The sequence below is a fragment of the Pseudomonas sp. VEM90 genome, assembly GCF_054611535.1.
Genome location: NZ_JBTRAR010000022.1, coordinates 1 through 24567, shown reverse-complemented (window position 1 = coordinate 24567; position 24567 = coordinate 1). Strand labels below are relative to the sequence as shown.

Below are 24567 nucleotides of genomic sequence, written 5' to 3'. Positions count from 1 at the left end.
GTATGAACACCTGAACAACCGTAGCGAGATTCGGGTGCTCATAAAGTGTGCGATAGAATGCGATCTTGTTATGTTTTTCCAAGTTGATCAGTGTTCGCTTGACTTGCCCGCGCACGCTGAGAACGGTATGCGGAGGGTGAAAAGCGGGTACTGATCCTTGGTAGAGCCAGAAGGAGCTAAGCCCCTTCTGGTTTGTCACTTACAGAAGGTTGAGAAATTCAACCTCGGAATCGGTGAATGTGTAGTTCATCACGCGTGAGATCTACAGCGTGTGGATTTCAGAACGACGACGTCCCATGGCTAATACTCCTATAGAGTTGGTTTGAGTGCGCCTTTCTGCGCGTCACTGTTGTAGCACTTGTTTTTTTTGGGGGGGGTTCAAGATCTTCTCGGGATTTGTTGAGGAAAGTTAATGTAGGGTTTTTTACTAAGACTAGAAGGTCGATTCCTACAATTCTTGAGAGATAAAGAAAAAAGCACCAATAATTAGCTGGTTAGCACTTTCTCAGGGTTGGATAGGCTAAACATTCAGTAAAAATCTGAAGGAATTGCGATCGCTCAGCAGGGGCGCGATCGCCATCGGTCTAAGCAGGCTCAGGTTTTCCTGTGAGTAATCGCCTTGCCCCGATCCATCCCACGATCCCCCTTTTCTTGAAGACAACCCGATGCAGGGGCAGGGGCCTGCTGTAAGGCTTCGTTGATGTGTTGCCTGGGCTGGCCCTTTCGCGGGTGAACCCGCTCCTACAGGTTCACCATAGGCTTCAAGAGTTGCACCGTACCTGTGGGAGCGGGTTTACCCCACCCGTTGTTCCGCATCGAGCCCGGGATCCAGTGTAGAGACGCCCGCGAGCAGTATTCGGAGTTGATGGGCTATGTGCGCGAACTGACCATCACCGGGTTGATGGGTGAGAAGCCGATGATGATCTGGGCTGCCGATTACCTGAGTGCGATGGCCAAGGCGCTGATGGATGATGCTGAGCTGTGGATGAGGCAGTGAGGGGTTGGCTTCAGGTTGCATGAACTCCTGGCAACCCCACTACACCCCTCAAGCCAACCACGTGCCACGTCCATCCCCCAACCGTCGCCCCGCCCACCAATCCCCACGAATCCAGTCGGATTTGGTCAAAATTTGTGCTATATTCCGCGCCCGCGATTTCCCTGTACACCAGAACCGGTCACTGACATGCAAGCAGCCAAACCACTCTACGACTATCCCAAGTACTGGGCCGAATGCTTCGGGCCAGCACCTTTCCTGCCAATGAGCAGGGAGGAGATGGATCTGCTCGGCTGGGATTCCTGCGACATCATCATCGTGACCGGTGATGCCTACGTCGACCATCCGTCGTTCGGCATGGCCATCATTGGCCGTCTGCTGGAAGCCCAGGGCTTCCGCGTGGGCATCATTGCCCAGCCGAACTGGCAGTCGAAAGACGACTTCATGAAACTCGGCGAGCCAAACCTGTTCTTCGGGGTGGCCGCCGGCAACATGGACTCGATGATCAACCGCTACACCGCAGACAAGAAGATCCGTTCCGACGACGCCTACACCCCTGGTGGCCTGGCCGGCAGCCGTCCGGACCGTGCCAGCCTGGTGTACAGCCAGCGCTGCAAGGAGGCCTACAAGCATGTGCCGATCGTGCTCGGCGGCATCGAGGCTTCGCTGCGCCGCATCGCCCACTACGACTACTGGCAGGACAAGGTTCGTCACTCGATCCTGATCGACGCCAGCGCCGACATCCTGCTGTTCGGCAACGCCGAGCGTGCGGTGGTCGAGGTGGCCCAGCGCCTGTCCAACGGTGAGAAGATCGAGACCATCACCGACGTGCGCGGCACCGCCTTCGTGCGCCGCGATACTCCGCAAGGCTGGTACGAGATCGACTCCACCCGTATCGACCGCCCGGGGCGCGTCGACAAGATCATCAACCCGTACGTGAACACCCAGGACACCCAGGCCTGTGCCATCGAGCAGGCCAAGGGCGACCAGGAGGATCCGAACGAAGCCAAGGTGGTGCAGATTCTCGACAGCCCGGCCGTGACCCGGGAAAAGTCGGTGATCCGCCTGCCATCCTTCGAAAAGGTGCGTAACGACCCCGTGCTCTATGCCCATGCCAACCGCGTGCTGCACCTGGAGACCAACCCGGGCAACGCTCGCGCGCTGGTGCAGAAGCACGGTGAAGTGGATGTGTGGTTCAACCCGCCACCCATCCCCATGAGCACCGAGGAAATGGACTACGTGTTCGGCATGCCTTACGCCCGTGTGCCGCACCCGGCCTATGGCAAGGAGCGCATCCCGGCCTACGAGATGATCCGTTTCTCGGTGAACATCATGCGTGGCTGCTTCGGTGGCTGTACCTTCTGCTCGATCACCGAGCACGAAGGCCGCATCATCCAGAACCGCTCGCACGAGTCGATCCTGCACGAAATCGAAGAGATGCGTGACAAGGTGCCGGGCTTCACCGGCGTGGTCTCGGACCTTGGCGGGCCGACTGCCAACATGTACCGCATCGCCTGCAAAAGCCCCGATATCGAGAAGCACTGCCGCAAGCCGTCGTGCGTGTTCCCGGGTATCTGCGAAAATCTCAATACCGACCACAGCTCGCTTATCGAGCTGTACCGCAAGGCCCGTGCCTTGCCGGGTGTGAAAAAGATCCTGATTGCTTCCGGCCTGCGCTACGACCTGGCGGTGGAATCGCCGGAGTACGTCAAGGAACTGGTCACCCACCACGTTGGCGGCTACCTGAAGATTGCCCCGGAGCACACCGAGCGTGGCCCGCTGGACAAGATGATGAAGCCGGGTATCGGCACCTACGACCGCTTCAAGCGCATGTTCGAGAAGTTCTCGAAAGAAGCGGGCAAGGAGCAGTACCTGATCCCGTACTTCATTGCCGCGCACCCTGGCACCACCGACGAAGACATGATGAACCTGGCCCTGTGGCTGAAGGGCAACGGCTTCCGCGCCGACCAGGTACAGGCGTTCTACCCGTCGCCAATGGCCTCGGCCACGGCCATGTACCACTCAGGCAAGAACCCGCTGCGCAAGGTGACCTACAAGAGCGAAGGGGTGGAGATCGTCAAGAGCGACGAGCAACGCCGTCTGCACAAGGCGTTCTTGCGCTATCACGACCCGAAGGGCTGGCCGATGCTGCGTGAAGCGCTGCAGCGAATGGGCCGCGCCGACCTGATCGGGCCGGGCAAGCACCAGCTGATTCCGGCGCACCAGCCGCAGTCCGACAGCTACCAGAGCGCGCGCCGCAAGAACTCGACCCCGGCGGGGAGCCACAAGGTGGGCAAGGACCAGAAGATCCTGACCCAGCACACCGGCCTGCCGCCGCGTGGCAGCGATGGCAGCAAGCCGTGGGACAAGCGCGAGAAGGCCAAGGCCGAGGCGTTTGCGCGTAACCAGCAGGCGGCCAAGGAGCGCAAAGAGGCGAGCAAGGGCGGCAAGGGCAACAAGAAGCCGCGTCAGCCTGTCATTCCCCGCTGATTTTGAAGGCTACATAGAGCCCTGTGGGAGCGGGTTCACCCGCGAATGCGTCGGTAGATCCACTATCGATTCGCGGGTGAACCCGCTCCCACAGGGTCAGTGTTCGGCCCATCCATCTGGATCAGTCAGGCTGCTTGTCGACCCACTTAGGCGCGACCGGCGCCACAAAGCTGTCCATCCCGTCCAGCAGCTCGTCTGGCTGCTGCCCCAGCAGCAACATCGCCCGGTGTTGCGGGCGCACGAAACCTTCTTCGACGATATGGTCGAGGAACCCGCCCAGCTTGTCGTAGAAACCGTTCACATCCAGTAGCCCGAGCGGCTTGGCGTGATAGCCCAGCTGCCCCCAGGTCCACACTTCGAACAGTTCCTCCAGCGTACCCAGCCCACCCGGCAAGGCAATGAAGGCATCGCTCAGCTCGGCCATGCGGGCCTTGCGCGCATGCATGCCATCCACCACTTCCAGGCGGGTCAGGCCCTTGTGGCCGACCTCAGCGTCCAGCAGGCTCTGCGGAATGATCCCGATCACTTCGCCACCGGCCGCCATGGCCGCATCTGCCACCACACCCATCAAGCCGACCGCGCCACCGCCATACACCAGGGTCAAACCACGGCGGGCAATGGCCTGGCCCAGCGCGACGGCTGCTTCACGGTAGGCAGGGTTGGCGCCCATGCTGGCGCCGCAGAACACACAAACGGAACGTACGGGCATTGCTCATCTCCTGTCACTCAGGCGCACAGGGTACGGCGCATGCCTGTCAGTTCCAAGGGCGGGTTCATTCCGGCCGGGAGAATTCGCAGATTGCACCTGTGGCCCCGTGGGCGTAGGCAGCGAGCAGGCTATTGAGGAAGTTGGAGATGGGCATTTGGTATTGCTCCTAAATGAGAGGTTGTCTCATCGTCCAATAAAAGGGCATGATGTGCCGTTAGAATTGTTGTATACAATCCATTGAACAAATTTACTGGCTGGCCTCTTGACGCCCCCTTGACCCATATCACCAAGGGGCTGAACGGTTTCAGGCAGTCTCGCAATTGATAAAACCCTGCCAAGGAGATTCATGATGTTTGCGAAAGCTGTAGCGGTATCTCTGCTGACCCTCGCCAGCGCTTCTGTCTTCGCCGCCGAGTGCTCGGTCACTGTCGACTCGACTGACCAGATGTCCTACACCAGCAAGGAATTCACTGTCGACAAGAGCTGCAAGGAATTCACCGTCAAACTGACCCACTCCGGCAACCTGCCGAAGAACGTCATGGGCCACAACCTGGTGATCAGCAAGACTGCCGACATGCAGGCCATTGCCACCGAAGGCATGAGCCAGGGTCTGGATAAGGACTACCTGAAGGCTGACAACGCCGCGATCATCGCTCACACCAAGATGATCGGCGCGCCTGAGAAAGAAACCGAAGTGAAGTTCGACACATCCAAGTTGGAAGCCGGTGGTGACTACAGCTTCTTCTGCACCTTCCCGGGCCACATCTCGATGATGAAAGGCAAGGTCGTGGTCAAGTAATCAAAGGCTGACGGCGAACCCTGTAGGAGCGGGTTCACCCGCGAATGCGTCGGTGGGTTCACCATCGTATTCGCGGAAAACCCGTTCCTACAGGTTTTTCTATAGCCTTATCAAGGTGCGAACGGCAGTTCGCGCTTGTGCTGGGTCTTGCGGTAGGTGGCGACGATGATGTCGAACGCTGTCTGGTCAACCGGCTGCCCATGCAGGAAGGCGTCGATCTGCTGGTAGGTCACGCCATGTGACGCTTCGTCCGGCTTGCCCGGCTCCAGGTCTTCCAGGTCGGCCGTTGGCACCTTCTCCACCAGTGATTCCGGCGCACCGAAGCTACGCGCAATCGCCCGCACCTGATTCTTCACCAGCCCACTCAGCGGCGCCAGGTCGCAGGCACCATCACCAAACTTGGTGAAGAAGCCCATTACTGCCTCGGCCGCATGGTCGGTACCGATCACCAGACCTGCGCGGGCGCCAGCGATGGTGTACTGGGCGACCATCCGGGTACGCGCCTTGACGTTGCCAACCACGAAGTCCACCAGCGTCGGCGAGCCGTTTTTCAACTCCACCACTTCGGCCGCCAATGCACGCACTGCCGGGGCGATATCCACAGTGTGAACTTCATCCGCCTTGATCACTTCCAGGCATGCCTGGGCGTCATGCTCATCATGCTGTACTTGGTACGGCAGGCGCACGGCAATGAAGGTGTAGGCCTTGTCGCCGGTCTCGGCACGCAGCTCGTTGATGGCACGCTGGGCGAGCAGGGCGGCAGTCAGTGAGTCGACGCCACCGCTGATGCCCAGCACCAAGGTCTTGAGCCGGGCGTTGGCCAGGCAGTCCTTGATGAACGCCACGCGCCGGGCGACTTCGGCCTCGAGCGCTGCCGCGTCGGCGAACGGCGGCTGTACCTTCAGCGCCTGGGCAATCTCTTGCTGAACCGCTTGCATGGGTTACTCCTTGCTGGGGACTTTGAATACGTGACGCATGTAGGCGACGAAGTTCTCGTCGCGGCACTGGGTCTTGGCGGCTTCATCAGAAATCTTGGCCACCGGCGCGCCGTTGCAGTCGGTCATTTTAAGCACGATGCTCATGGGTGCCACGCCCGGGATGTCGCAGGTCAGGTTGGTGCCGATGCCAAAGCTGACGTTGATGCGGCCGCGCAGGGCACGGAAAATTTCCAGTGAGCGGGTCAGGTTGAGGCCGTCTGAGAACACCAGGGTCTTGGTCATCGGGTCGATACCCAGTTTCTGGTAATGGGCAATGGCCTTTTCCGCCCAGGCTACCGGCTCGCCCGAATCATGGCGCAGGCCGTCGAACAGCTTGGCGAAGTACAGGTCGAAATCGCCGAGGAAGGCATCCATGGTGATGCAGTCGGTCAGGGCGATGCCGAGCAGACCACGGTACTCGCGTACCCAGCAATCCAGCGCGGCAATTTGGCTGTCGATCAGCCGTGGGCCGAGCTGCTGGTGGGCCATGATCCACTCGTGGGCCATGGTGCCCAGCGGTTTGATATCCAGTTTCCATGCCAGGTCGACGTTGCTGGTACCGACAAAGCGGCCGGGGAAGTCGTCGCGCAGCACCCGTACCACCTCCGCCTGCACGCGGCTGGAAAAGCGCCGGCGGGTGCCGAAGTCGGCCACCTGCAGTTCGGCCAGCTCGTCATCGCTGGCATGCGCGCGCAGCCAGTCGAACTTGCGGTACAACTGGTCCCGCGCCTCGGCCAGGCGCATGTGCGGGTGCAGATTGCGGTTGCGTACTTCGCTGATGATGGCCAGCAGCGGCACTTCGAACAGGATCACATGCAGCCATGGACCTTTCAGGCGCAGGAACAGTTGGTCGTTTTCAATGCCGACGTGCACGTAACGCAGGTTGAAGCGGAACAGGCGCAGAAAGCGTAAAAAGTCGGGTTTGAGGAAGCTGATGCGTTCGAGGAAGGTCAGCTGGCCATCGTCCAGGGTGAGGTCGCCAAGCCGTTCGAGCTGATTGCGAATTTCGCCGAGGTAGGGGCGCAGGTCCTCACCGTTGCGACAGCGGAATTCCCATTCGACGTCGGCGTCCGGGTAGTTGTGCAGCACACCTTGCATCATGGTGAGTTTGTAGAAGTCGGTGTCGAGCAGGTTGTGCACGATGCGCTCGGCGAATGCGCTTTCGCTCATCAAGGGGGCTCCGGAAGCGGCGATTGGCAGACATTGTGCCAGCCTTTTACCCCTTGTGTGGCTGTTCCGGCCTCTTCGCGGGCAAGCCCGCTCCTACACGGTGCGGGGACGAGGAGCGGGCTTGCCCGCGAAGAGGCCGGAACGGCCTAAACAGAGGTGTTTTTCCGTGCACAAGCTAGCCTTGAAACGGTGCCGCCTGTAGCAATCGTGCACCAGCGGTGTGCAGTTCGGTGACGTCCCGCTGTTACAGGTCGGTTGCACGTAAACACTTGCCAGGGTTGCAATGATGGCACTCGACGGTTGCTCCTTGTCTGTACGTATGGTGGCGCCTGCCGCGTGGCAGACGGTTGCACGCTCAATAAAGAAAAGGCCGCCCGTCGCCTACAGGCACCCTTCACAGTGTGTTTTCCCGGAAGACAAAACCGATGGCACGACCCTTGCTCGGAGTACCAGGCTGAGAAGTTGTAGTGCCAACCAAAAAAACTCTAGGAGCACCACCTCATGTCGCAGACGTTTTACAAGAAAGGTTTCCTGGCTCTGGCCGTAGCTACGGCCCTGGGTGTTTCTTCGTATGTTCAGGCCGACGTCAAGATCGGTGTAGCGGGCCCCATGACCGGGGCAAACGCAGCGTTTGGCGAGCAGTACATGAAAGGTGCGCAGGCAGCGGCCGACAAGATCAACGCCGCCGGTGGCGTGAATGGCGAGAAAATCGTTCTGGTCAAAGGCGATGACGCCTGTGAACCGAAGCAAGCCGTGTCCGTGGCCAACCGCCTGGTCGATCAGGACAAGGTGATCGGCGTGGTGGGCCACTTCTGTTCCTCCAACACGATCCCGGCGTCCGAGGTATATGACGAGGCGGGCGTGATTGCCATCACTCCAGGCTCCACCAACCCAGCGGTCACTGAGCGCGGCTTGAGCGCCATGTTCCGCATGTGCGGCCGTGACGACCAGCAGGGTATCGTCGCTGGCGACTACATCGTCGACGTGCTCAAGGGCAAGAAGATCGCGGTGTTGCACGACAAGGACACCTACGGCCAAGGCCTGGCTGACGCGACCAAGGCGCAGCTGGAAAAGCGCGGCGTGAAGCCCGTGCTGTACGAAGGCCTGACCCGTGGCGAGAAAGACTTCAGCGCGGTGGTCACCAAGATCCGCTCTACCGGTGCCGACGTGGTCTACTTCGGCGGCCTGCACCCGGAAGCCGGCCCGCTGGTTCGCCAGTTGCGCGAGCAGGGCCTGAAGGACGTCAAGTTCATGTCCGATGACGGCATCGTCACCGACGAACTGGTGTCCACCGCCGGCGGCGCGCAATACGTGGACGGCGTGTACATGACCTTCGGCGCCGACCCGCGCCTGCTGCCAGACAGCAAGGCGGTGGTGGAAGAGTTCCGTAAGGCCGGCACTGAGCCTGAGGGCTACACCCTGTACGCCTACGCTTCGCTGCAGGCCCTGGCTGCCGCGTTCAACGGCGCGAAGTCGAACAAGGGCGAAGACGCTGCCAAGTGGCTCAAGGCCAACCCGGTGCAGACCGTCATGGGCGAGAAGAAGTGGGACAGCAAGGGCGACCTGACCGTCTCCGACTACGTGGTCTACCAGTGGGACAAGACCGGTAAATACCACCAGCTGGAAAAACAAAAATAACAACGGCCCGCGGCCCGGGCTGTTGCTCGGGCCCAAAGCCCCGCGGTACCTGTCTTTATTCGTAGATCTGCACAGTTCTGCGCTGCGAGGGCCCCGCACAGGTGGCCCGCGCCGTGGTCGGCGCTCGTGCAATCTCAATCAGGTGAGATTGCGTTATGGATGGTATTTTCCTGCAGCAACTGGTCAACGGCCTGACCCTCGGGTCGGTCTATGGCCTGATCGCCATCGGCTACACAATGGTCTATGGCATTATCGGCATGATCAACTTCGCGCACGGCGAGGTGTACATGATCTCCGCTTACCTCGCGGCGATCAGCCTGGCATTGCTGGCTTACTTCGGTGTCGAATCGTTCCCCCTGCTGATGCTGGGCACCCTGTTGTTCACCATCGTCGTCACCGGCGTTTATGGCTTCACCATCGAGCGCATCGCCTACAAACCGCTGCGTAACTCCACCCGCCTGGCACCGCTGATCAGTGCCATCGGCATTTCGCTGATCCTGCAGAACTACGCACAGATCAGCCAGGGCGCCCGCCAGCAAGGCGTGCCAACCCTGTTGGAAGGCGCCATGCGTGTCGAAGTCGGAACCGGCTTCGTGCAACTGACTTACACCAAGATCTTTATCCTGGTGGCGGCATTCGTCGGCATGGGCCTGCTGACCTACGTGATCAAGTACACCAAGCTCGGCCGCATGTGCCGTGCCACTCAGCAAGACCGCAAGATGGCCTCGATCCTGGGTATCAACACCGATCGGGTGATTTCCTACGTGTTCGTCATCGGTGCAGTGATGGCCGCCCTGGCAGGCGTGCTCATCACCATGAACTACGGCACCTTCGACTTCTACGCCGGTTTCATCATCGGTATCAAGGCGTTCACTGCCGCAGTGCTCGGTGGCATCGGCTCGCTGCCGGGTGCGATGCTCGGCGGGATCATCCTGGGTATTTCCGAGTCGCTGTTCTCAGGCCTGATCAACTCCGACTACAAGGATGTGTTCAGCTTCTCGCTGCTGGTGTTGATCCTTATCTTCCGCCCACAAGGCCTGCTGGGTCGCCCGCTCGTGGCTAAGGTGTGAACATGTCCGTTGCCAAAACTGCCTCTGTTAGCGAAACCAAGGGTTTCGACCTTAAACGCAGCCTGCTGGAGACCATTGTCGCTGGCCTGCTGGCACTTATCGTGTTCGGTCCGGTCGTTGGCGTGGTACTTGACGGCTACACCTTCAATGCCGAGCCGCGCCGCGTGGCCTGGCTGGTCGGCGGTGTGATGGTTGGGCGCTTCCTGCTCAGCCTGTTCCTGCAGACTGCCCCTGGGCAACGCATGCTCCTGGGCTTTGATAGCGGTGGCTCGGGCGTGCATGTGACCGCCCCGGACTACAAGTCGCGCCTGCGCTACATCATCCCCGCGCTGATCGTGATTGCCATCGTTTTCCCGATCTTCGCCAACAAGTACCTGCTGACCGTGGTCATCCTCGGCCTGATCTACGTATTGCTGGGCCTTGGCCTGAACATCGTGGTCGGCCTGGCCGGCCTGCTCGACCTGGGGTATGTGGCGTTCTATGCCATCGGTGCCTACGGCCTGGCGCTGGGTTATCAATACCTGGGGCTGGGCTTCTGGAGCGTGCTGCCGTTGGCGGCCATCGCTGCGGCGCTGGCGGGGTGCATCCTCGGATTCCCGGTGTTGCGCATGCACGGTGACTACCTGGCGATCGTGACGCTGGGCTTTGGCGAGATCATCCGCCTGGTGCTGAACAACTGGCTATCGTTCACCGGTGGCCCCAACGGCATGCCGGCGCCCTCACCCACTCTCTTCGGCCTGGAGTTCGGCCGCCGGGCCAAGGATGGCGGCGTGCCGATCCACGAGTTCTTCGGCTTCGAGTACAACGCCAGCCTCAAGTTCGTGTTCATCTACGCGGTGCTGTTCATGGTCGTGCTGGCTGTGCTGTACATCAAGCATCGTCTGACCCGCATGCCGGTCGGCCGGGCCTGGGAAGCGCTGCGCGAAGACGAGATCGCCTGCCGTTCGATGGGCCTGAACCACGTGTTGGTCAAGCTGTCGGCCTTTACTCTGGGTGCCTCGACTGCCGGTCTGGCGGGGGTGTTCTTCGCCACCTACCAAGGCTTCGTCAACCCGTCGTCATTCACATTCTTCGAGTCGGCGCTGATCCTCGCCATCGTCGTGCTGGGCGGCATGGGCTCGACCGTGGGCGTGGTCATCGCCGCGTTCGTGCTGACCGTGGCGCCGGAGCTGCTGCGCAGCTTCTCCGAGTACCGCGTGCTGTTGTTCGGCGTGCTGATGGTGCTGATGATGATCTGGCGACCGCGTGGGCTGATCCGCATCAGCCGTGCCGGTGTGACCCCGCGTAAAGGAGTGGCGCCATGAGCGACGATATCATTCTCTCGGTCGACAACCTCATGATGCAGTTCGGTGGCATCAAGGCGCTCAGCGACGTCAGCCTGAAGGTCCGGCGCAACCAGATCTTTGCCCTGATCGGCCCTAACGGCGCCGGCAAGACCACGGTGTTCAACTGCCTGACCGGCTTTTACAAGGCCAGTGGCGGACGTATCGAGCTGAACGTGCGTGGCAGCCACACCAACGTCATCCAACTGCTCGGCGAACGCTTCCAGGCGGCCGACTTCTTATCGCCTGCGCGCTTTGCCAACCGTATGTACTACAAGATGTTCGGTGGTACCCACTTGGTCAATCGCGCCGGCCTGGCGCGCACCTTCCAGAACATTCGCCTGTTCAAGGAAATGTCGGTGGTGGAGAACCTGCTGGTGGCCCAGCATATGTGGGTCAACCGCAACTTGCTGGCCGGGGTGCTCAACACCAAGGCCTACCGCAAGGCCGAAAGCGATGCACTGGATCACGCCTTCTATTGGCTGGAAGTGGTCGACCTGGTCGATTGCGCCAACCGCCTGGCCGGCGAGCTGTCGTATGGCCAGCAGCGGCGCCTGGAAATTGCCCGGGCCATGTGCACGCGGCCGAAGATCATCTGCCTGGACGAGCCGGCGGCGGGCCTGAACCCGCAGGAAACCGAGGCACTCAGCCGCATGATCCGTGTGCTGCGTGACGAGCACGACATCACGGTGGTGCTGATCGAGCACGACATGGGTATGGTCATGAGCATTTCCGACCATATCGTGGTGCTGGACCACGGCACTGTGATTGCCGAAGGTGCGCCGCAGGACATCCGCCACAACCCGACGGTGATTGCCGCCTACCTGGGTGCAGACGAAGAGGAACTGGTATGAGTGCACCCATTCTCGAGCTGAAGGACCTGGACGTCTTCTATGGGCCGATCCAGGCGCTGAAGAAAGTCTCGATGCACATCAACGAGGGCGAGACTGTAAGCCTGATCGGTGCCAACGGTGCCGGCAAGTCGACCCTGCTGATGTCGATTTTCGGCCAGCCGCGGGCGGCATCCGGGCGTATCGTGTACCGCGGCACCGACATCACCCGCAAATCCTCGCACTACATCGCCTCCAACGGCATTGCCCAGTCGCCGGAAGGGCGCCGGGTGTTTCCCGACATGTCCGTCGAAGAGAACCTGATGATGGGGACCATCCCCATTGGCGACAAGCATGCCGACGAAGACATGCAGCGCATGTACGAGCTATTCCCGCGGTTGAAGGAGCGGCGTAACCAGCGGGCCATGACCATGTCCGGTGGCGAGCAGCAAATGCTGGCGATTGCCCGGGCACTGATGAGCCGGCCGAAGTTGCTGTTGCTGGACGAGCCCTCGCTGGGGCTGGCGCCGATCGTGGTCAAGCAGATTTTCTCTACCCTGCGAGAGTTGGCCAAGACCGGGATGACCATCTTCCTGGTGGAGCAGAACGCCAACCATGCGCTGAAACTGTCGGACCGGGCGTATGTGATGGTCAACGGGCAGATTCGCATGACCGGGACCGGGCAGGAACTGTTGGTCAATGAGGAAGTGCGTAACGCTTATCTGGGTGGGCACTGAGTGGTATGCAGGGGCTGCAATGCAGCCCCTTCCCAATGTGGAAAACTTGTCGTTCCCTTCTCTCGCCACACGCCAATATTCCCCCGCAAGCCATTGTTTCCACAGGCCATATCTTTTCCACGGATAATGTGGAGCCGCCTGTGGAAAACATGGTGGCATATCGCTCGATGCCTTTAGACTCAGGCCCTGTAGCGATATGATCATTTTTTGTTCATATCCCCTTAGTGGATGGTTTTCCCCAGTTTTCAAAGGCCCTGCGTGCACTTCGAGCGCAGCGCAAACCCTGTGGATAACTCTGTGAAAAAACGTTGGACAGACCGCTGCAGGCGGCATGCTTGAAAGCCTTGCGCCATCACCTGAAAGATGTCCACCGACCACGGAGCGCTGCAAGGGTTCCGTGCAGTGAACAAGTTGCCCCCAATCCGTGGGGAAAGCCTTGTGGATAACATGCGCATACCTGGCGGCGAGCCCTCTGCAGCAAGGGTTTGACGAGTATGAACAAAAAATGAACAGCCCCTGAGCGGCTTGCTGCCTGCGCCGTGCGCGGGCATGCTGCAAAGCTGCCATGACAACCTACCGTGAGGAACAGAGCATGACGTCCACCGTATTCATCACTGGCGCGACTTCCGGTTTCGGCGAGGCCACCGCCCGCCGCTTCGCCGAAGCCGGCTGGAAGCTGGTACTCACTGGGCGCCGCAAAGAGCGCCTGGATGCCCTGTGCGCTGAACTGTCGACCAAGACCGAAGTGCATGGCCTGGTGCTGGATGTGCGTGACCGCAAGGCCATGGAGCAGGCTATTGCCCATCTGCCGGCCGGCTTTGAAAAGATTCACGGTCTGGTGAACAACGCCGGCTTGGCGCTGGGTGTGGATGCTGCGCAGAACTGCAGCCTGGACGACTGGGAAACCATGGTCGACACCAACATCAAGGGCCTGATGTTCACCACTCGTTTGCTGCTGCCACGGCTCATCGCCCATGGCCGTGGCGCGACGATCCTGAATGTCGGGTCTGTGGCGGGCAATTATCCGTACCCGGGCAGCAACGTGTATGGCGGCACCAAGGCCTTCGTCGGGCAGTTCTCGCTGAGCCTGCGTTGCGACCTGCGCGGTACCGGCGTGCGTGTGAGCAACATCGAGCCGGGCCTGTGCGAGAGCGAGTTCTCGCTGGTGCGCTTCGGGGGCGACCAGGCCAAGTACGATGCTACCTACGCGGGTGCGGAGCCGATCCAGCCACAGGATATTGCCGAGACCATCTTCTGGATCCTCAATCAGCCGGCACACATCAACATCAACAGCCTGGAACTGATGCCGGTGAGCCAGGACTGGGCAGGGTTCTCGATCGATCGTTCGGCCAAGGGCTGATAATCGTCGCTGGGGCCGCCTTGCGGCCCATTGGCGGAGGCCCCCACAAAGACCCAACAGCTTCAAGGGCAGTGCAGCTTGTGGGAGCAGGCTTGCCTGCCAAATACGTCAGCTCAGGCGCAGCAACCCTTCCAGGCAGGTCGCTAAATGGTAAGGCGTAGTAGAAGGCATATCGTGCCGGCTAACCGCCCCCTCACCATCCCTGCATTCATACCAGCCGGCGTCACGCAGGAACCGCGCCTCCAGCGCCTGTAACTGCTCCGTCAGCTTCGCCTCGCCACCCGCGCGCAACGCAAGCGCCCGCAGATACTCGGCCTGCGCCCAAATGCGCTGGGAGGCATCGAGCACCCGGCCATCCACATTCAGCATTGCCAGCACTGCCGCATCTTTCACCCCGAACTGTTCGGCAAAGCTGAAAGCCCGGTCAATTGAGGCATGCAGCGGCGTGTTACGCAGCAGCGGGGAGGTATGCAACAGATAGAACCACTCGAACTGGTGCCCCGGCTCGAACCAGTTATCCACAACCCCGCGTGGCTTTTCCAGCATCAGGCCATGGGCCGGTTCAATGAAGTGTGCCTCGAGCGCCTGACACAGTTGCAGCAACGACTGGCGGACATGTTCGTCGCCACGCACTGCCAGGACCTGCAGGAACGCTTCGGCCAGGTGCATCTGCGGATTCTGCAGCGGGCCACTGCCGAGGTCGGCCCAGTCTTCGCCCAGGCAGGCTTCGAAGAGGCCATCGTCACGGGCGAACTGCTGGTCGATGATGGCCAGCGCGGCATTCAACGTGGACTCCACCAGGCTTTCGCGCACTTTGCCCCAGTAGTGCGCGCAGGCGAACACGATGAAGGCGTGGGTATACAGGTCCTTGCGCCGGTCCAGCGGCTTGCCGTGGGCGTCGATGCTGTAGAACCAGCCACCGTGCTCGGCATCGTGGAAGTGCTTTTGCAGCGAGCGAAACAGGGCTGCGGCACGCTCGGCGGCACCCGGCTGACCGATACGGCTGCTGAACAGGTAAAGCTGGCGTGCACAGGCCATGGCGCGGTAGCGCTGCACCGGCAACGGATGGTGCTGGGCGTCCAGCGCTTCGTAGGGCAGGGCCATGTCGGCGTTCCAGCCCGGGCCTTGCCACAGCGGCACGATACGTTCGGCGAAGTGCTGGTTGAAGCGGGCCAGTTCGGGCAAGGTGGGGCGGGGGTCGGACATTTAGGCGCTCGTCGCTGTCGGGCAGGGCGCCATGGTAGCAGAAGTGAGGTTTTCAGTAGCCTGGGTTGCCGAGCCCCTGCCAATGCCGTGCCCCGACAAAGATGAAGCGCAACTGCTGGGTGATTTTTTCCTGAGGCGTCAGGGCCTGTGGATAACCCGCTTCCGGGTTGTCGATAAGCTCGGGCAGGGTGGCGAACACGGTCTTGACCACCAGGTCGGCCATCACCGCCAGCGCGGCGCTGTCCAGGTGCTGCCAGCGCTTCATCCGCGCCAGGTCGGTAGCCAGGTCGTCGCTGATATCCTGGCGCAGGCGGGCAATGGCCTGGCGCACGGCCTGTGAACCGCCGTACTGCTCGCGGGCCAGGAACAGGAACTGCGCGCGGTGAGCGGCTACCACGTCGAGGAAGATGCGCACCGAGGCGTCAGTGATGCCGCCCAGTTCGAACTCGTTCTGGCGCACCAGGCGGATGGTCTGGCGGAAGGTGGTGTCGATTTCGGCAACAAGGGCCAGGCCCAGGGCGTCCATGTCGGAGAAGTGCCGATAGAAGCCGGTCGGCACGATGCCAGCTGTCTTCGCCACTTCGCGCAGGCTGATACTGCCGAAACCACGGCCACTCTCCATGAGCAGGCAGGCGGCATCGAGCAGGGCCTGGCGGGTCTGTAGCTTCTGTTCGGCGCGCGGCAGCATGGTGCGGGCTTCTGTAACGGTCAGGCTGGGCACTCTAGATAAAAAAACAAAGCCCGGTCAATGGACCGGGCCTGGAGGGGAGCAAGCGTTGTGACAGAAGTTGTTCTTTTCGGCCATGGCGATCAGCTCACACGGCTGAGTTCAACCAGGCGATCCGAGCCACCTTCGGCAACACGGCCAGCTTGTTCGATCAGGCGATCCGAGCCACCTTCAGCGACACGGCCAGCTTGTTCGATCAGGCGGTCCGAGCCACCTTCGGCAACACGGCCAGCTTGTTCGATCAGGCGATCCGAGCCACCTTCAGCGACACGGCCAGCTTGTTCGATCAGGCGATCCGAGCCACCTTCAGCGACACGGCCAGCTTGTTCGATCAGGCGGTCCGAGCCACCTTCAGCGACACGGCCAGCTTGTTCGATCAGGCGGTCCGAGCCACCTTCAGCGACACGGCCAGCTTGTTCGATCAAGCGATCCGAGCCACCTTCGGCGACACGGCCAGTACGTTCGATCAGTCGATCGGAACCACCTTCAGCTACGGTTTTCAGCGGCTGGGCAATTTCGGCAGCGCTGGAGCGCGCTTCGGATGTCAGGTGTTGCTCGGACGCTGGCAGGGCGAAAGCGTTGGCGGCCAGAAGGGACAGGGTCAGGGTCAGCAGATGGCGTTTCATGATTTCGGTGCTCCTCTCGGGGGCTGGAAAGTGGGTACGGAGCCAATGCTACGCCGCGTAACGCCAGAGAGAAGTTCATATGGGTAATGGTAACAATCGACCATATTGATAGAGGTTGGAAAGGCCTCTATTCCGGACATTACAGGCGTTCTGGAAACCCCATGGCATTGTTGGCGGTGGGTAACAGGTACGTCCTGGTGCGCCGAATTCCTGAGCAAGAGGCCAGGAAAAACTTCGCTATCATGGCGCCATCGATAAAACCTCACGGGTTTTCATCAGTCGGAGTTATTGAGGCGATCACTGCGCCTGTTTTCTGTCATGCCGCAAGGAGATTTACGCAATGACGCGTCCCGCCAGAATCCTCGTCTGGACCCTCGCCAGCCTGCTTACCGTGCTGGCGATCCTGGTGGTAGTGATTGCCACCTTTGACTGGAACCGCGTCAAGCCACTGCTCAACGAGAAGGTCTCCGAAGCCTTGCATCGGCCCTTCGCGATCAACGGCAACCTCGCCGTGCACTGGCGTACCGAGCCCGAAGAGGGCGGTTGGCGTGCCTGGGTGCCTTGGCCGCACTTCATTGCCGAAGACCTGACGTTGGGCAACCCCGAGTGGCTCAAGGAGCCGAAAATGGTCGGCCTTGAGCGCGTGGAGTTTCGCCTGGCGCCGCTGCCGCTGGTGTTCCAGCAGATCAGCATACCCCGCATCAACCTCACCAAGCCCACTGCCAGCCTCACTCGCCTGGCCGATGGCCGTGCCAACTGGGTCTTCGACTTCGGCCCCAAGGATGAAAACGCTGAACCTTCCAAATGGCAGCTGGACATCGGCGCCATCGGCTTCGATCAGGGCAATGTCAGTTTCGACGACCAGACCCTGAAAACCAGCATGAAGGTGCAGATCGACCCGCTTGGCAAACCAATCCCGTTCAGTGAGATTGTCGGCAAGGCCAGCGCCGAGAAGGTCGGTGGTGCGCAGGACTATGCCTTCGGCCTCAAGGCCCAGGGCCGCTATAAAGGCCAGCCAGTGTCCGGCACCGGCAAGATCGGTGGCCTGCTGGCCCTGCAGGACGCCAGCCAGCCGTTCCCGCTGCAGGCTGACGTGCGCATCGCCGACACCCATGTGGTCCTCGCCGGCACCCTCACCGACCCGCGTAATCTTGGCGCCCTCGACCTGCGCCTGCGTTTGTCGGGTGCCAGCCTGGGTAACCTCTACCCCTTGACCGGGGTCACCTTGCCTGACACCCCGGCCTATTCCACCGACGGTCGCCTCAGCGCCAACCTGCGTGCGGCGCCAGGGGCGACGTTCAATTACCAGGGCTTCAACGGCAAGATCGGCGACAGCGATATCCACGGGGACCTGGCCTTCGTTGCCAGCCAGCCACGGCCCAGACTGTCCGGTAACCTGGTATCGAACCAGTTGCTGTTCAAGGACCTGGCGCCGCTGATCGGCGCCGACTCCAATGCCGAACAGAAGGCCCGCGGCGGTGCCAGCAAGCAGCCTGTGGGCAAGGTGCTGCCAGTGGAGGCGTTTCGCACCGAGCGCTGGCGCGCGATGGATGCTGACGTCACTTTCGCTGGCAAGCGCATCGTGCACAGCGCGCAACTGCCGTTCAGTGACCTGTCGGCCCATGTGATGCTCGAAGACGGCCTGTTGCGCCTGGAGCCCCTGCGTTTTGGCGTGGCCGGCGGCAGCCTGGCCTCCAACATCCGCCTGGACGGGCGCAGTGTGCCCTTGCAGGGGCGTGCGAAGTTGACTGCCCGCGGCTTCAAGCTCAAGCAACTGTTCCCCACCTTTGCACCGATGCAGACCAGCTTTGGTGAGCTCAATGGCGACGCCGATATCAGCGGCCGTGGCAACTCGGTAGCCGCCTTGCTGGGGACAGCCAATGGCGACCTGCGCATGCTGATCAACGATGGCGCCATTAGCCGCAGCCTGATGGAAATTGCCGGGTTGAACGTGGGCAACTATGTGGTCGGCAAGCTGTTTGGTGATGAGGACGTGAAGATCAACTGTGCGGCGGCCGATGTTGGCATCAAGGATGGCCTGGCGACTACGCGGCTGTTCATCTTCGATACCGAGAACGCGATCATCTACATCGACGGCACGGCGAATTTCGCTTCCGAGCAACTGGATTTGAACATCACCCCGGAATCGAAAGGGCTGCGGTTGTTCTCGCTGCGTTCACCCCTGTATGTGCGCGGGCCGTTCGCCAAACCGAACGCCGGTGTGCAGGCGCTGCCGCTGGCGTTACGTGGCGCAGGGATGGTTGCGCTGGGTGTGGTTGCAGGGCCGGCGGCAGGGTTGCTGGCGCTGATCGCGCCCAGCAGCGGGGATGACCCGAACCAGTGCACGCCGTTGTTGCAGCAGATGAAGGCAGGCAAGGCGCCGGCGACAGTGAAAGCGCGGAAATAGCAAGGGGCCGCAAGCGGCCCCAGGAGAGTGTCAGAAATCAAAGGCCTTGCAGCAGGTCGGACATATCGTCCGCGTGCTCTTCTTCCTGCGCCAGGATGTCTTCGAATATACGACGGGTAGTCGGGTCTTTATCCCCGATGTACTGAATGATTTCCCGGTAGCTGTCTATGGCGATCCGCTCTGCCACCAGGTCTTCCAGCACCATCTCTTTCAGCGAGTTGCCGGCCACGTACTGGGCATGCGAGTTCTTGGTCAGGTTGTCGGGGTTGAAGTCCGGTTCCCCACCCAGTTGCACGATGCGCTCGGCCAACTTGTCGGCATGTTCGGCTTCCTGGTTGGCATGTTCCAGAAATTCCTCGGCAGCCACACTGGCCTTGATGCCGCTGGCCATGAAGTAGTGGCGTTTGTAGCGCAGCACACAGACCAGCTCGGTGGCCAGCGATTCATTAAGCAGGCGCAGGATCTGCTCACGGTCGGCGTGGTAACCCTCGGTCACTGCGCCTTGCTCCACATGCTGGCGTGCACGCTCGCGCAGGGTTTTCACATCGGTCAGTTCAACATTGCTCATGGTTATCTCCAGCAGGGGTCAGGGTCAGGTTGGAGCGCAGGCTTACGCGCCATGCAGGGCGTCGCTGTCCTCTTGGCGTTGTTTGCAGGTCTTGAAGCCTTTGGCATCGACATGGCCGGTGGCATCGAAGCGCACGTAGTAGGGTTGCTGATTGCCAGCGTGGTTGAGGATGTAGTCGTTGCAGGTGCCCCCGTGCGGCAGGTCGATCACGCTCGACGGGCTGCCGCCAATGGCGATGACCTTCTGCATGGTCATACCGTGCTCCACCTGTTTGACCAGCGGCTCGTCGCGGTAGGTAACGTAATCCACCGGGTTTTCCGGGCGGCTGCCGCAGGCGGCCAGGGTGGCGCTTGCCAGAAGGATTGCCAGGGTCTGCTTGTACATGGTCCCGCTCCTTGCAAAGGGTCTGTGTGGTTTTGAACCACAGCGCGCGCCAGGAGTTCGATTGCGATGGTCATCATGGCCGCTGTAGTGTTGACCCGTCGTCCACGCAAAGGAGCTGCGGCAATGCAGCAGGAGTTGGCCACGCGATACCCGCTGGTGCTGGTGCCGGGCATGCTCGGGTTTGTCCGGATGGTGCTCTACCCCTACTGGTTCGGCATTGTGCCGGCCTTGCGCAAGGGCGGGGCGCAGGTGTTTCCGGTGCAGGTTTCGCCGCTGCATTCCAGCGAGGTGCGCGGCGAACAGTTGCTGGCGATCATTGACGACATTTGCCAACGTACCGGCGTCGACAAGGTCAACCTCATCGGCCACAGCCAGGGCGCCCTGAGCGCGCGTTACGCCGCGGCCAAACGGCCGGGGCGGGTGGCGTCGGTCACCTCGGTGGCGGGGCCCAACCATGGCTCCGAGCTGGCCGACCACCTGGAACGCACGGCACCGGGCGATTCACCCCAGGGGCGCATCCTCAAGGCTGTGCTGCATGGGTTTGCCGTGCTGCTGGTGTGGCTGGAAACCGGCTGGCGTCGTGAGCCGCTGCCGGTAGATGTGCACGCCTCGCACCAGTCGCTGACCAGCGCCGGGGTGGCACTGTTCAACCAGGCTTATCCACAGGGCCTGCCGCAAACCTGGGGTGGGGAAGGGGCTTATGAGGTCAATGGCGTACGCTATTACTCCTGGTCCGGCACCTTGCAACCGGGCCTGACAGACCAGGGGCGCAACCGCTTCGACGGCAGCAGCCGCTTCTGCCGCCTGTTCGCACGCAGCTTCATCAAGGAAAAGGGCCATTGCGATGGCATGGTCGGGCGTTTCAGTTCGCACCTGGGGCAGGTGATCGGCGACGATTACCCGCTCGATCACCTGGACATCGTCAACCAGTCGCTCGGCGCCGTGGGCAAAGGCGCCGAGCCGGTGCGGCTGTTCACCGAACATGCCGCCCGGCTCAAGGCGGCAGGGCTTTAGCTCAAGCGCCTTGGCGGGGGATCGGCGTGGTCCAGCGTTCGGCCAGCACTACGCCGGCCAGGGTCAGCAAGCCGCCAGCCAGGTGGTAACTGGCCAGTTGCTCGTCGAGTACCACGGCGGCGATCAGCGCAGTGACCAGCGGCAGCAGGTTGAAGAACAGCGTGGTGCGGCTGGGCCCCAGACGGTGCACGGCCTGCATCCACACCAGTGGCGCGACCATCGAGGCCAGTACGCAGGCATACAGGACCAGGCCGATGTTGTGGCTGTTCAGGCCGGTCTTGTCCGACAGCAGGAACAGCGGTAGCAACACGACGATGGCCACCAGAATCTGCAGGTACAACAGCTGCATCGGCGGCAGGCGCAGCTGCCATTTCTTCAGCAGGAAGCTGTACAGCGCATAGGCCAAGGTGGCCACCAGCATCAACAGGTCGCCGCTGTTCAGCCCTTGCTGCAGCAGGCTGGCGGGGTGGCCGGCGCTGACCACTTCAAGCACGCCAAAGAATGACACCACCGCGCCCAACAAGGCACCGTAGCTCAGGCGCTGGCCCAGCCAGACGATGGACAGCGCCAGTGACATCAGCGGCATCAGCGAGAGGATGATGCCCATGTTGGTGGCACTGGTGATGCCAGCGGCGAAGTAGGCCAGGCTCTGGTACATCGCCATGCCCAGCACGCCGAGCACGAACACCTTGGCCAGGTGCGGACGGATGGCTGCACGGTTGCGCCATACGGCGGGCAGCAGGAACGGGGTGAACAGCAAGGCGGCCAGCAGCCAGCGGTAAAAGCCGATCTCCGCGGGGTGGATGGCGCCAGCCGACATCTTGGTGACCACGGTGTTGCCGGCCCAGATGAGGATGGCGGTGAGGGGGAACAGGTAATTCATGCAGCAGGGTACTCGTTGGGGGCTGGAATGGGGCTGCTTTGCAGCCCTTCGCGGGTGACCCGCTCCTACGGGGATACACAGACCTGGAGGCTGGCGCAGATCCTGTGGGAGCGGGCGAGCCCGCGAAAGCCAGCAAGGCAGGCCCTCGATAGGCCTGTATTATCGAATGTCTGTCTACAAGCCTATACTTCTATCCAGACAACCGACCCTGCAAAGCAGACAGCATGCCGCGTAAATACCTCGATATCCCCCAGTTCACCCAACTGCCGGCCCCGGTGTACTTCCGCCACGACGAGTTCGTTGCCGACACCCACAGCTCCGTGCACCAACACGCCTGGGGCCAGCTGAACTACACCGCCCACGGCGTGATGCATCTGGATGTGGCCGGCCAGCGCTTCCTGTCGCCGCCGCACTACGCCGTTTGGGTGCCGCCCGACACCGAGCACGGCTGCTACAACCCCCAGGCCATCGTCTATCGTTCCATCTACCTCGACCGCAGCCTGTGCGCAGCCCTGCCAGCGCGCCCGTGCAGCCTGATGATCAGTGACATCCTCAAGGCCATCCTCGGTGACTTCGCCCGGCGCAATCTCAAGGTGGCCGAGGACGAGCGTGACCAGCGCCTGGTACAGGTACTGCTTGACCAGTTGCTGCTGGCGCCCACCTTGGCCTGCTACCTGCCGTTTGCCCACAGCGATGGCTTGCGCCAGGTGCTCGACGCGCTCAGCGCCGAGCCGGGGGACAACCGCCCGCTGGCCGACTGGGCCGCCCGCGTGCACGTCAGCGAACGCACCCTGGCCCGCCAGTTTCTGCGCGAACTGGGCATCAGCTTTGGCGAATGGCGTCTGCGCCTGCGTTTTCTGCGTGCCATCGAAGCGCTGGAAGCCGGCCTGCCGATTCAGGCCATTGCCTTCGACCTTGGCTACAGCAGCGCTTCGGCGTTCATCGCCATGTTCCAGCGCCAGGCCCGGTGTACGCCCGAGCAGTACCGCCGGCAGGCGCGTGCGGGGCGCTGAACATTCTTGGCTACACTCAGCTCGACCCCCGTGCATCGGGCGCGGAGCCCAGGAGACCACTCCATGAAAGTGCTGCAAATCCCGTTACTGGCGCTGGCGGTGTTGTTCAGTGCCCAAGGTTTCGCTGCCAATACCGCGCAGCAGGAAAAAATGAAAACCTGCAACGCCGACGCCACCGCCAAGGCCCTCAAGGGCGATGAACGCAAAGCGTTCATGAGCACCTGCCTGAAAAAGGATGTGCCGCAAACCCAGCAAGAGAAAATGAAGACCTGCAATGCTGACGCCACCACCAAAGCCCTGAAGGGGGACGAGCGCAAGGCGTTCATGAGTGACTGCCTGAAGAAGAAATGACCTGCGCCTATGCCTGCGCCGCCAAGGCTGGCAGACTGCGGCATTCCCGCTGTCTGCCGTCGAGGCTGTATGACCTTTACCCCCCGTCAGATCACCCTGGCCAGCCTGATCATCGTCATGGCCGGGCTGCTGCTGGCTTTGCCCCTGAAGTTGCTGCCCAGCCTGCTGGCCGGTCTTCTGGTGTTCGAACTGGTCAACATGCTGACCCCGCGCCTGCAACCGCTGTTTGCTGGCCAGCGTGCGCGCTGGCTGGCCGTGGCGCTGCTCGGCACGCTGGTTGTCAGCACCCTGACACTGCTGATTGCCGGTGCCTTCAGCTTCCTGCTGCACGAGGCGGAAAACCCCGGCGCCTCGCTGGACAAGTTCATTGCCCTGGTCGAGCAGGCCCGCGGTCAGTTGCCACCCTTCATCGAGGGCTACCTGCCGGCCAGTGCCGCAGAGTTCAAGGTGGCCATCGGCGACTGGATCAAGAGTCACCTGAGCGATTTGCAGTTGGTGGGCAAGGGCATGGCACACATGTTCGTGACGCTGCTGATCGGCATGATCCTCGGCGCCATCATCGCTTTGCAGCGCATTCCCGATGTTTCCCGGCGCAAGCCCCTGGCGGCGGCGCTGTTCGAGCGTCTTAGCCTGCTGGTGAAGGCGTTTCGCAACATCGTGTTCGCACAAATCAAGATCTCGCTGCTCAACACGATCTTCACCGGCGTTTTCCTGGCCGTGGTGATGCCACTGTTCGACGTGCACCTGCCGCTGACCAAGACGCTGATCGTGCTGACCTTCCTGCTGGGCCTGCTGCCGGTGATCGGCAACCTGATGTCCAATACCTTGATCACCATCGTCGGCCTGTCGCTGTCGATCTGGGTGGCGGCGGCGGCGCTGGGTTACCTGGTCGTCATCCACAAGATCGAGTACTTCCTCAACGCGCGGATCGTGGGTGGGCAGATCAGTGCCAAGGCATGGGAATTGCTGCTGGCGATGCTGGTATTCGAGGCGGCGTTCGGGCTGCCTGGTGTCGTGGCGGGGCCCATCTACTATGCCTATCTGAAGAGTGAGCTGAAGCGGGCGGAGCTGGTCTGATCATGTAGTGGCCTGTACCGGCCCTTTCGCGGGTAAACCCGCTCCTACAGGGGCCTGTGGCCAATCACCGATGTGTGTCCACCCCGACCGGGCGTAGGAGCGGGTTTACCCGCGAATACGGTAGCGGCGGCAACGGTGAACGGCGGGTGGTAATTGGCCAGCAGGCCCGGCCCTTTCGCGGGTGAACCCGCTCCTACACGGCGGCCTGTGGTCAA

23 protein-coding genes are annotated in these 24567 nt (G+C 61.5%); 14 read left to right on the top strand and 9 right to left on the bottom strand.

What is annotated here, in order from left to right; genetic code table 11:
- Positions 1-781: 781 nt before the first annotated feature.
- Both ACYCCG_RS19840 and ACYCCG_RS19835 read left to right on the top strand, forming a co-directional pair.
- Entirely contained in the window at positions 782-997 is a 216-nt protein-coding gene (locus ACYCCG_RS19840) for a DUF3077 domain-containing protein (RefSeq protein ID WP_209963138.1), read from the top strand.
- 186 nt (positions 998-1183) lie between these two features.
- Positions 1184-3484: a YgiQ family radical SAM protein gene (locus ACYCCG_RS19835; protein WP_209963141.1), complete on the top strand. Its 2301-nt coding sequence runs from the start codon at positions 1184-1186 to the stop codon at positions 3482-3484.
- A gap of 121 nt (positions 3485-3605) precedes the next feature.
- Here the strand turns inward: ACYCCG_RS19835 and ACYCCG_RS19830 are convergent, their stop codons facing one another.
- A complete protein-coding gene (locus ACYCCG_RS19830; protein ID WP_176683156.1) occupies positions 3606-4193 on the bottom strand; it encodes an LOG family protein in 588 nt (195 codons plus the stop codon).
- Between the two features lie 349 nt (positions 4194-4542).
- Between ACYCCG_RS19830 and azu the strand changes: the two genes are divergently transcribed.
- Positions 4543-4992, top strand: coding sequence for an azurin (gene azu, locus ACYCCG_RS19825; RefSeq protein ID WP_129933869.1), 450 nt, complete (start codon positions 4543-4545; stop codon positions 4990-4992).
- 110 nt (positions 4993-5102) lie between these two features.
- On the opposite strand, the gene nadE is transcribed toward azu, so the two are convergent.
- A complete protein-coding gene (nadE, locus tag ACYCCG_RS19820) occupies positions 5103-5930 on the bottom strand; it encodes an ammonia-dependent NAD(+) synthetase (protein ID WP_176683157.1) in 828 nt (275 codons plus the stop codon).
- 3 nt (positions 5931-5933) lie between these two features.
- Positions 5934-7139 (bottom strand): nicotinate phosphoribosyltransferase, encoded by a 1206-nt coding sequence (pncB, locus tag ACYCCG_RS19815; RefSeq protein WP_176683158.1) that lies wholly within the window; start codon positions 7137-7139, stop codon positions 5934-5936.
- Between the two features lie 501 nt (positions 7140-7640).
- On the opposite strand from pncB, the gene ACYCCG_RS19810 reads away from it, so the two are divergent.
- The 6 genes from ACYCCG_RS19810 (at position 7641) to ACYCCG_RS19785 (ending at position 14096) form a co-directional block, all read left to right on the top strand.
- The gene (locus tag ACYCCG_RS19810; protein ID WP_176683159.1) at positions 7641-8777 is read left to right on the top strand and encodes a branched-chain amino acid ABC transporter substrate-binding protein; all 1137 of its coding nucleotides are present in this window, start codon (positions 7641-7643) and stop codon (positions 8775-8777) included.
- A gap of 155 nt (positions 8778-8932) precedes the next feature.
- Positions 8933-9847: an ABC transporter permease subunit gene (locus ACYCCG_RS19805; RefSeq protein ID WP_176683160.1), complete on the top strand. Its 915-nt coding sequence runs from the start codon at positions 8933-8935 to the stop codon at positions 9845-9847.
- Positions 9848-9849: 2 nt separating this feature from the next.
- Complete coding sequence (gene livM / locus ACYCCG_RS19800; RefSeq protein WP_176683161.1) at positions 9850-11151, top strand: high-affinity branched-chain amino acid ABC transporter permease LivM; 1302 nt, start codon at positions 9850-9852, stop codon at positions 11149-11151.
- Positions 11148-12023, top strand: a complete 876-nt coding sequence (locus ACYCCG_RS19795) for an ABC transporter ATP-binding protein (protein ID WP_176683162.1) — start codon at positions 11148-11150, stop codon at positions 12021-12023. Before livM ends, ACYCCG_RS19795 begins: the two co-directional genes overlap by 4 nt.
- Complete coding sequence (locus tag ACYCCG_RS19790; protein WP_176683163.1) at positions 12020-12736, top strand: ABC transporter ATP-binding protein; 717 nt, start codon at positions 12020-12022, stop codon at positions 12734-12736. The genes ACYCCG_RS19795 and ACYCCG_RS19790 overlap by 4 nt, the downstream gene beginning before the upstream one ends.
- 592 nt (positions 12737-13328) lie before the next feature.
- Positions 13329-14096: an SDR family oxidoreductase gene (locus ACYCCG_RS19785; RefSeq protein ID WP_459671547.1), complete on the top strand. Its 768-nt coding sequence runs from the start codon at positions 13329-13331 to the stop codon at positions 14094-14096.
- A gap of 108 nt (positions 14097-14204) precedes the next feature.
- Here ACYCCG_RS19785 and ACYCCG_RS19780 read toward each other — a convergent pair whose 3' ends face one another.
- From ACYCCG_RS19780 to ACYCCG_RS19770, 3 genes are all read right to left on the bottom strand, one after another.
- Positions 14205-15302: an AGE family epimerase/isomerase gene (locus ACYCCG_RS19780; protein WP_176683165.1), complete on the bottom strand. Its 1098-nt coding sequence runs from the start codon at positions 15300-15302 to the stop codon at positions 14205-14207.
- Between the two features lie 52 nt (positions 15303-15354).
- The gene (locus ACYCCG_RS19775; protein WP_209963150.1) at positions 15355-15990 is read right to left on the bottom strand and encodes a TetR family transcriptional regulator; all 636 of its coding nucleotides are present in this window, start codon (positions 15988-15990) and stop codon (positions 15355-15357) included.
- Between the two features lie 122 nt (positions 15991-16112).
- A complete protein-coding gene (locus ACYCCG_RS19770; protein WP_014592576.1) occupies positions 16113-16655 on the bottom strand; it encodes a hypothetical protein in 543 nt (180 codons plus the stop codon).
- Positions 16656-16995: 340 nt separating this feature from the next.
- Between ACYCCG_RS19770 and ACYCCG_RS19765 the strand changes: the two genes are divergently transcribed.
- On the top strand, positions 16996-19062 hold the full coding sequence (locus ACYCCG_RS19765) for an AsmA family protein (protein WP_459671546.1): 2067 nt from the start codon (positions 16996-16998) through the stop codon (positions 19060-19062).
- Positions 19063-19099: 37 nt separating this feature from the next.
- Here the strand turns inward: ACYCCG_RS19765 and ACYCCG_RS19760 are convergent, their stop codons facing one another.
- Both ACYCCG_RS19760 and osmE read right to left on the bottom strand, forming a co-directional pair.
- Positions 19100-19630 carry a ferritin-like domain-containing protein gene (locus tag ACYCCG_RS19760; protein WP_020192925.1) on the bottom strand — a complete coding sequence of 177 codons (531 nt, stop codon included), beginning with the start codon at positions 19628-19630 and terminating at the stop codon, positions 19100-19102.
- 42 nt (positions 19631-19672) lie between these two features.
- Positions 19673-20014: an osmotically-inducible lipoprotein OsmE gene (gene osmE / locus ACYCCG_RS19755; protein ID WP_176683168.1), complete on the bottom strand. Its 342-nt coding sequence runs from the start codon at positions 20012-20014 to the stop codon at positions 19673-19675.
- Between the two features lie 123 nt (positions 20015-20137).
- Between osmE and ACYCCG_RS19750 the strand changes: the two genes are divergently transcribed.
- A complete protein-coding gene (locus ACYCCG_RS19750; RefSeq protein ID WP_209963162.1) occupies positions 20138-21028 on the top strand; it encodes an esterase/lipase family protein in 891 nt (296 codons plus the stop codon).
- A 1-nt stretch (position 21029) separates the two neighbouring features.
- On the opposite strand, the gene ACYCCG_RS19745 is transcribed toward ACYCCG_RS19750, so the two are convergent.
- A complete protein-coding gene (locus ACYCCG_RS19745) occupies positions 21030-21911 on the bottom strand; it encodes a DMT family transporter (protein ID WP_339536178.1) in 882 nt (293 codons plus the stop codon).
- A 224-nt stretch (positions 21912-22135) separates the two neighbouring features.
- On the opposite strand from ACYCCG_RS19745, the gene ACYCCG_RS19740 reads away from it, so the two are divergent.
- From ACYCCG_RS19740 to ACYCCG_RS19730, 3 genes are all read left to right on the top strand, one after another.
- Complete coding sequence (locus ACYCCG_RS19740; RefSeq protein WP_459671545.1) at positions 22136-22924, top strand: AraC family transcriptional regulator; 789 nt, start codon at positions 22136-22138, stop codon at positions 22922-22924.
- 63 nt (positions 22925-22987) lie between these two features.
- The gene (locus ACYCCG_RS19735; RefSeq protein WP_014592571.1) at positions 22988-23275 is read left to right on the top strand and encodes a PsiF family protein; all 288 of its coding nucleotides are present in this window, start codon (positions 22988-22990) and stop codon (positions 23273-23275) included.
- 69 nt (positions 23276-23344) lie between these two features.
- Complete coding sequence (locus ACYCCG_RS19730) at positions 23345-24352, top strand: AI-2E family transporter (RefSeq protein ID WP_176683173.1); 1008 nt, start codon at positions 23345-23347, stop codon at positions 24350-24352.
- Positions 24353-24567: the final 215 nt, after the last annotated feature.

Coding starts and splice junctions, on each gene's coding strand:
- ACYCCG_RS19835 (WP_209963141.1), top strand. CDS start 1,184: ATGCAAGCAGCCAAACCACTCTACGACTATCCCAAGTACTGGGCCGAA.
- ACYCCG_RS19830 (WP_176683156.1), bottom strand. CDS start 4,193: ATGCCCGTACGTTCCGTTTGTGTGTTCTGCGGCGCCAGCATGGGCGCC.
- azu (WP_129933869.1), top strand. CDS start 4,543: ATGTTTGCGAAAGCTGTAGCGGTATCTCTGCTGACCCTCGCCAGCGCT.
- nadE (WP_176683157.1), bottom strand. CDS start 5,930: ATGCAAGCGGTTCAGCAAGAGATTGCCCAGGCGCTGAAGGTACAGCCG.
- pncB (WP_176683158.1), bottom strand. CDS start 7,139: ATGAGCGAAAGCGCATTCGCCGAGCGCATCGTGCACAACCTGCTCGAC.
- ACYCCG_RS19810 (WP_176683159.1), top strand. CDS start 7,641: ATGTCGCAGACGTTTTACAAGAAAGGTTTCCTGGCTCTGGCCGTAGCT.
- ACYCCG_RS19805 (WP_176683160.1), top strand. CDS start 8,933: ATGGATGGTATTTTCCTGCAGCAACTGGTCAACGGCCTGACCCTCGGG.
- livM (WP_176683161.1), top strand. CDS start 9,850: ATGTCCGTTGCCAAAACTGCCTCTGTTAGCGAAACCAAGGGTTTCGAC.
- ACYCCG_RS19795 (WP_176683162.1), top strand. CDS start 11,148: ATGAGCGACGATATCATTCTCTCGGTCGACAACCTCATGATGCAGTTC.
- ACYCCG_RS19790 (WP_176683163.1), top strand. CDS start 12,020: ATGAGTGCACCCATTCTCGAGCTGAAGGACCTGGACGTCTTCTATGGG.
- ACYCCG_RS19785 (WP_459671547.1), top strand. CDS start 13,329: ATGACGTCCACCGTATTCATCACTGGCGCGACTTCCGGTTTCGGCGAG.
- ACYCCG_RS19780 (WP_176683165.1), bottom strand. CDS start 15,302: ATGTCCGACCCCCGCCCCACCTTGCCCGAACTGGCCCGCTTCAACCAG.
- ACYCCG_RS19775 (WP_209963150.1), bottom strand. CDS start 15,990: ATGCTGCCGCGCGCCGAACAGAAGCTACAGACCCGCCAGGCCCTGCTC.
- ACYCCG_RS19770 (WP_014592576.1), bottom strand. CDS start 16,655: ATGAAACGCCATCTGCTGACCCTGACCCTGTCCCTTCTGGCCGCCAAC.
- ACYCCG_RS19765 (WP_459671546.1), top strand. CDS start 16,996: ATGACGCGTCCCGCCAGAATCCTCGTCTGGACCCTCGCCAGCCTGCTT.
- ACYCCG_RS19760 (WP_020192925.1), bottom strand. CDS start 19,630: ATGAGCAATGTTGAACTGACCGATGTGAAAACCCTGCGCGAGCGTGCA.
- osmE (WP_176683168.1), bottom strand. CDS start 20,014: ATGTACAAGCAGACCCTGGCAATCCTTCTGGCAAGCGCCACCCTGGCC.
- ACYCCG_RS19750 (WP_209963162.1), top strand. CDS start 20,138: ATGCAGCAGGAGTTGGCCACGCGATACCCGCTGGTGCTGGTGCCGGGC.
- ACYCCG_RS19745 (WP_339536178.1), bottom strand. CDS start 21,911: ATGAATTACCTGTTCCCCCTCACCGCCATCCTCATCTGGGCCGGCAAC.
- ACYCCG_RS19740 (WP_459671545.1), top strand. CDS start 22,136: ATGCCGCGTAAATACCTCGATATCCCCCAGTTCACCCAACTGCCGGCC.
- ACYCCG_RS19735 (WP_014592571.1), top strand. CDS start 22,988: ATGAAAGTGCTGCAAATCCCGTTACTGGCGCTGGCGGTGTTGTTCAGT.
- ACYCCG_RS19730 (WP_176683173.1), top strand. CDS start 23,345: ATGACCTTTACCCCCCGTCAGATCACCCTGGCCAGCCTGATCATCGTC.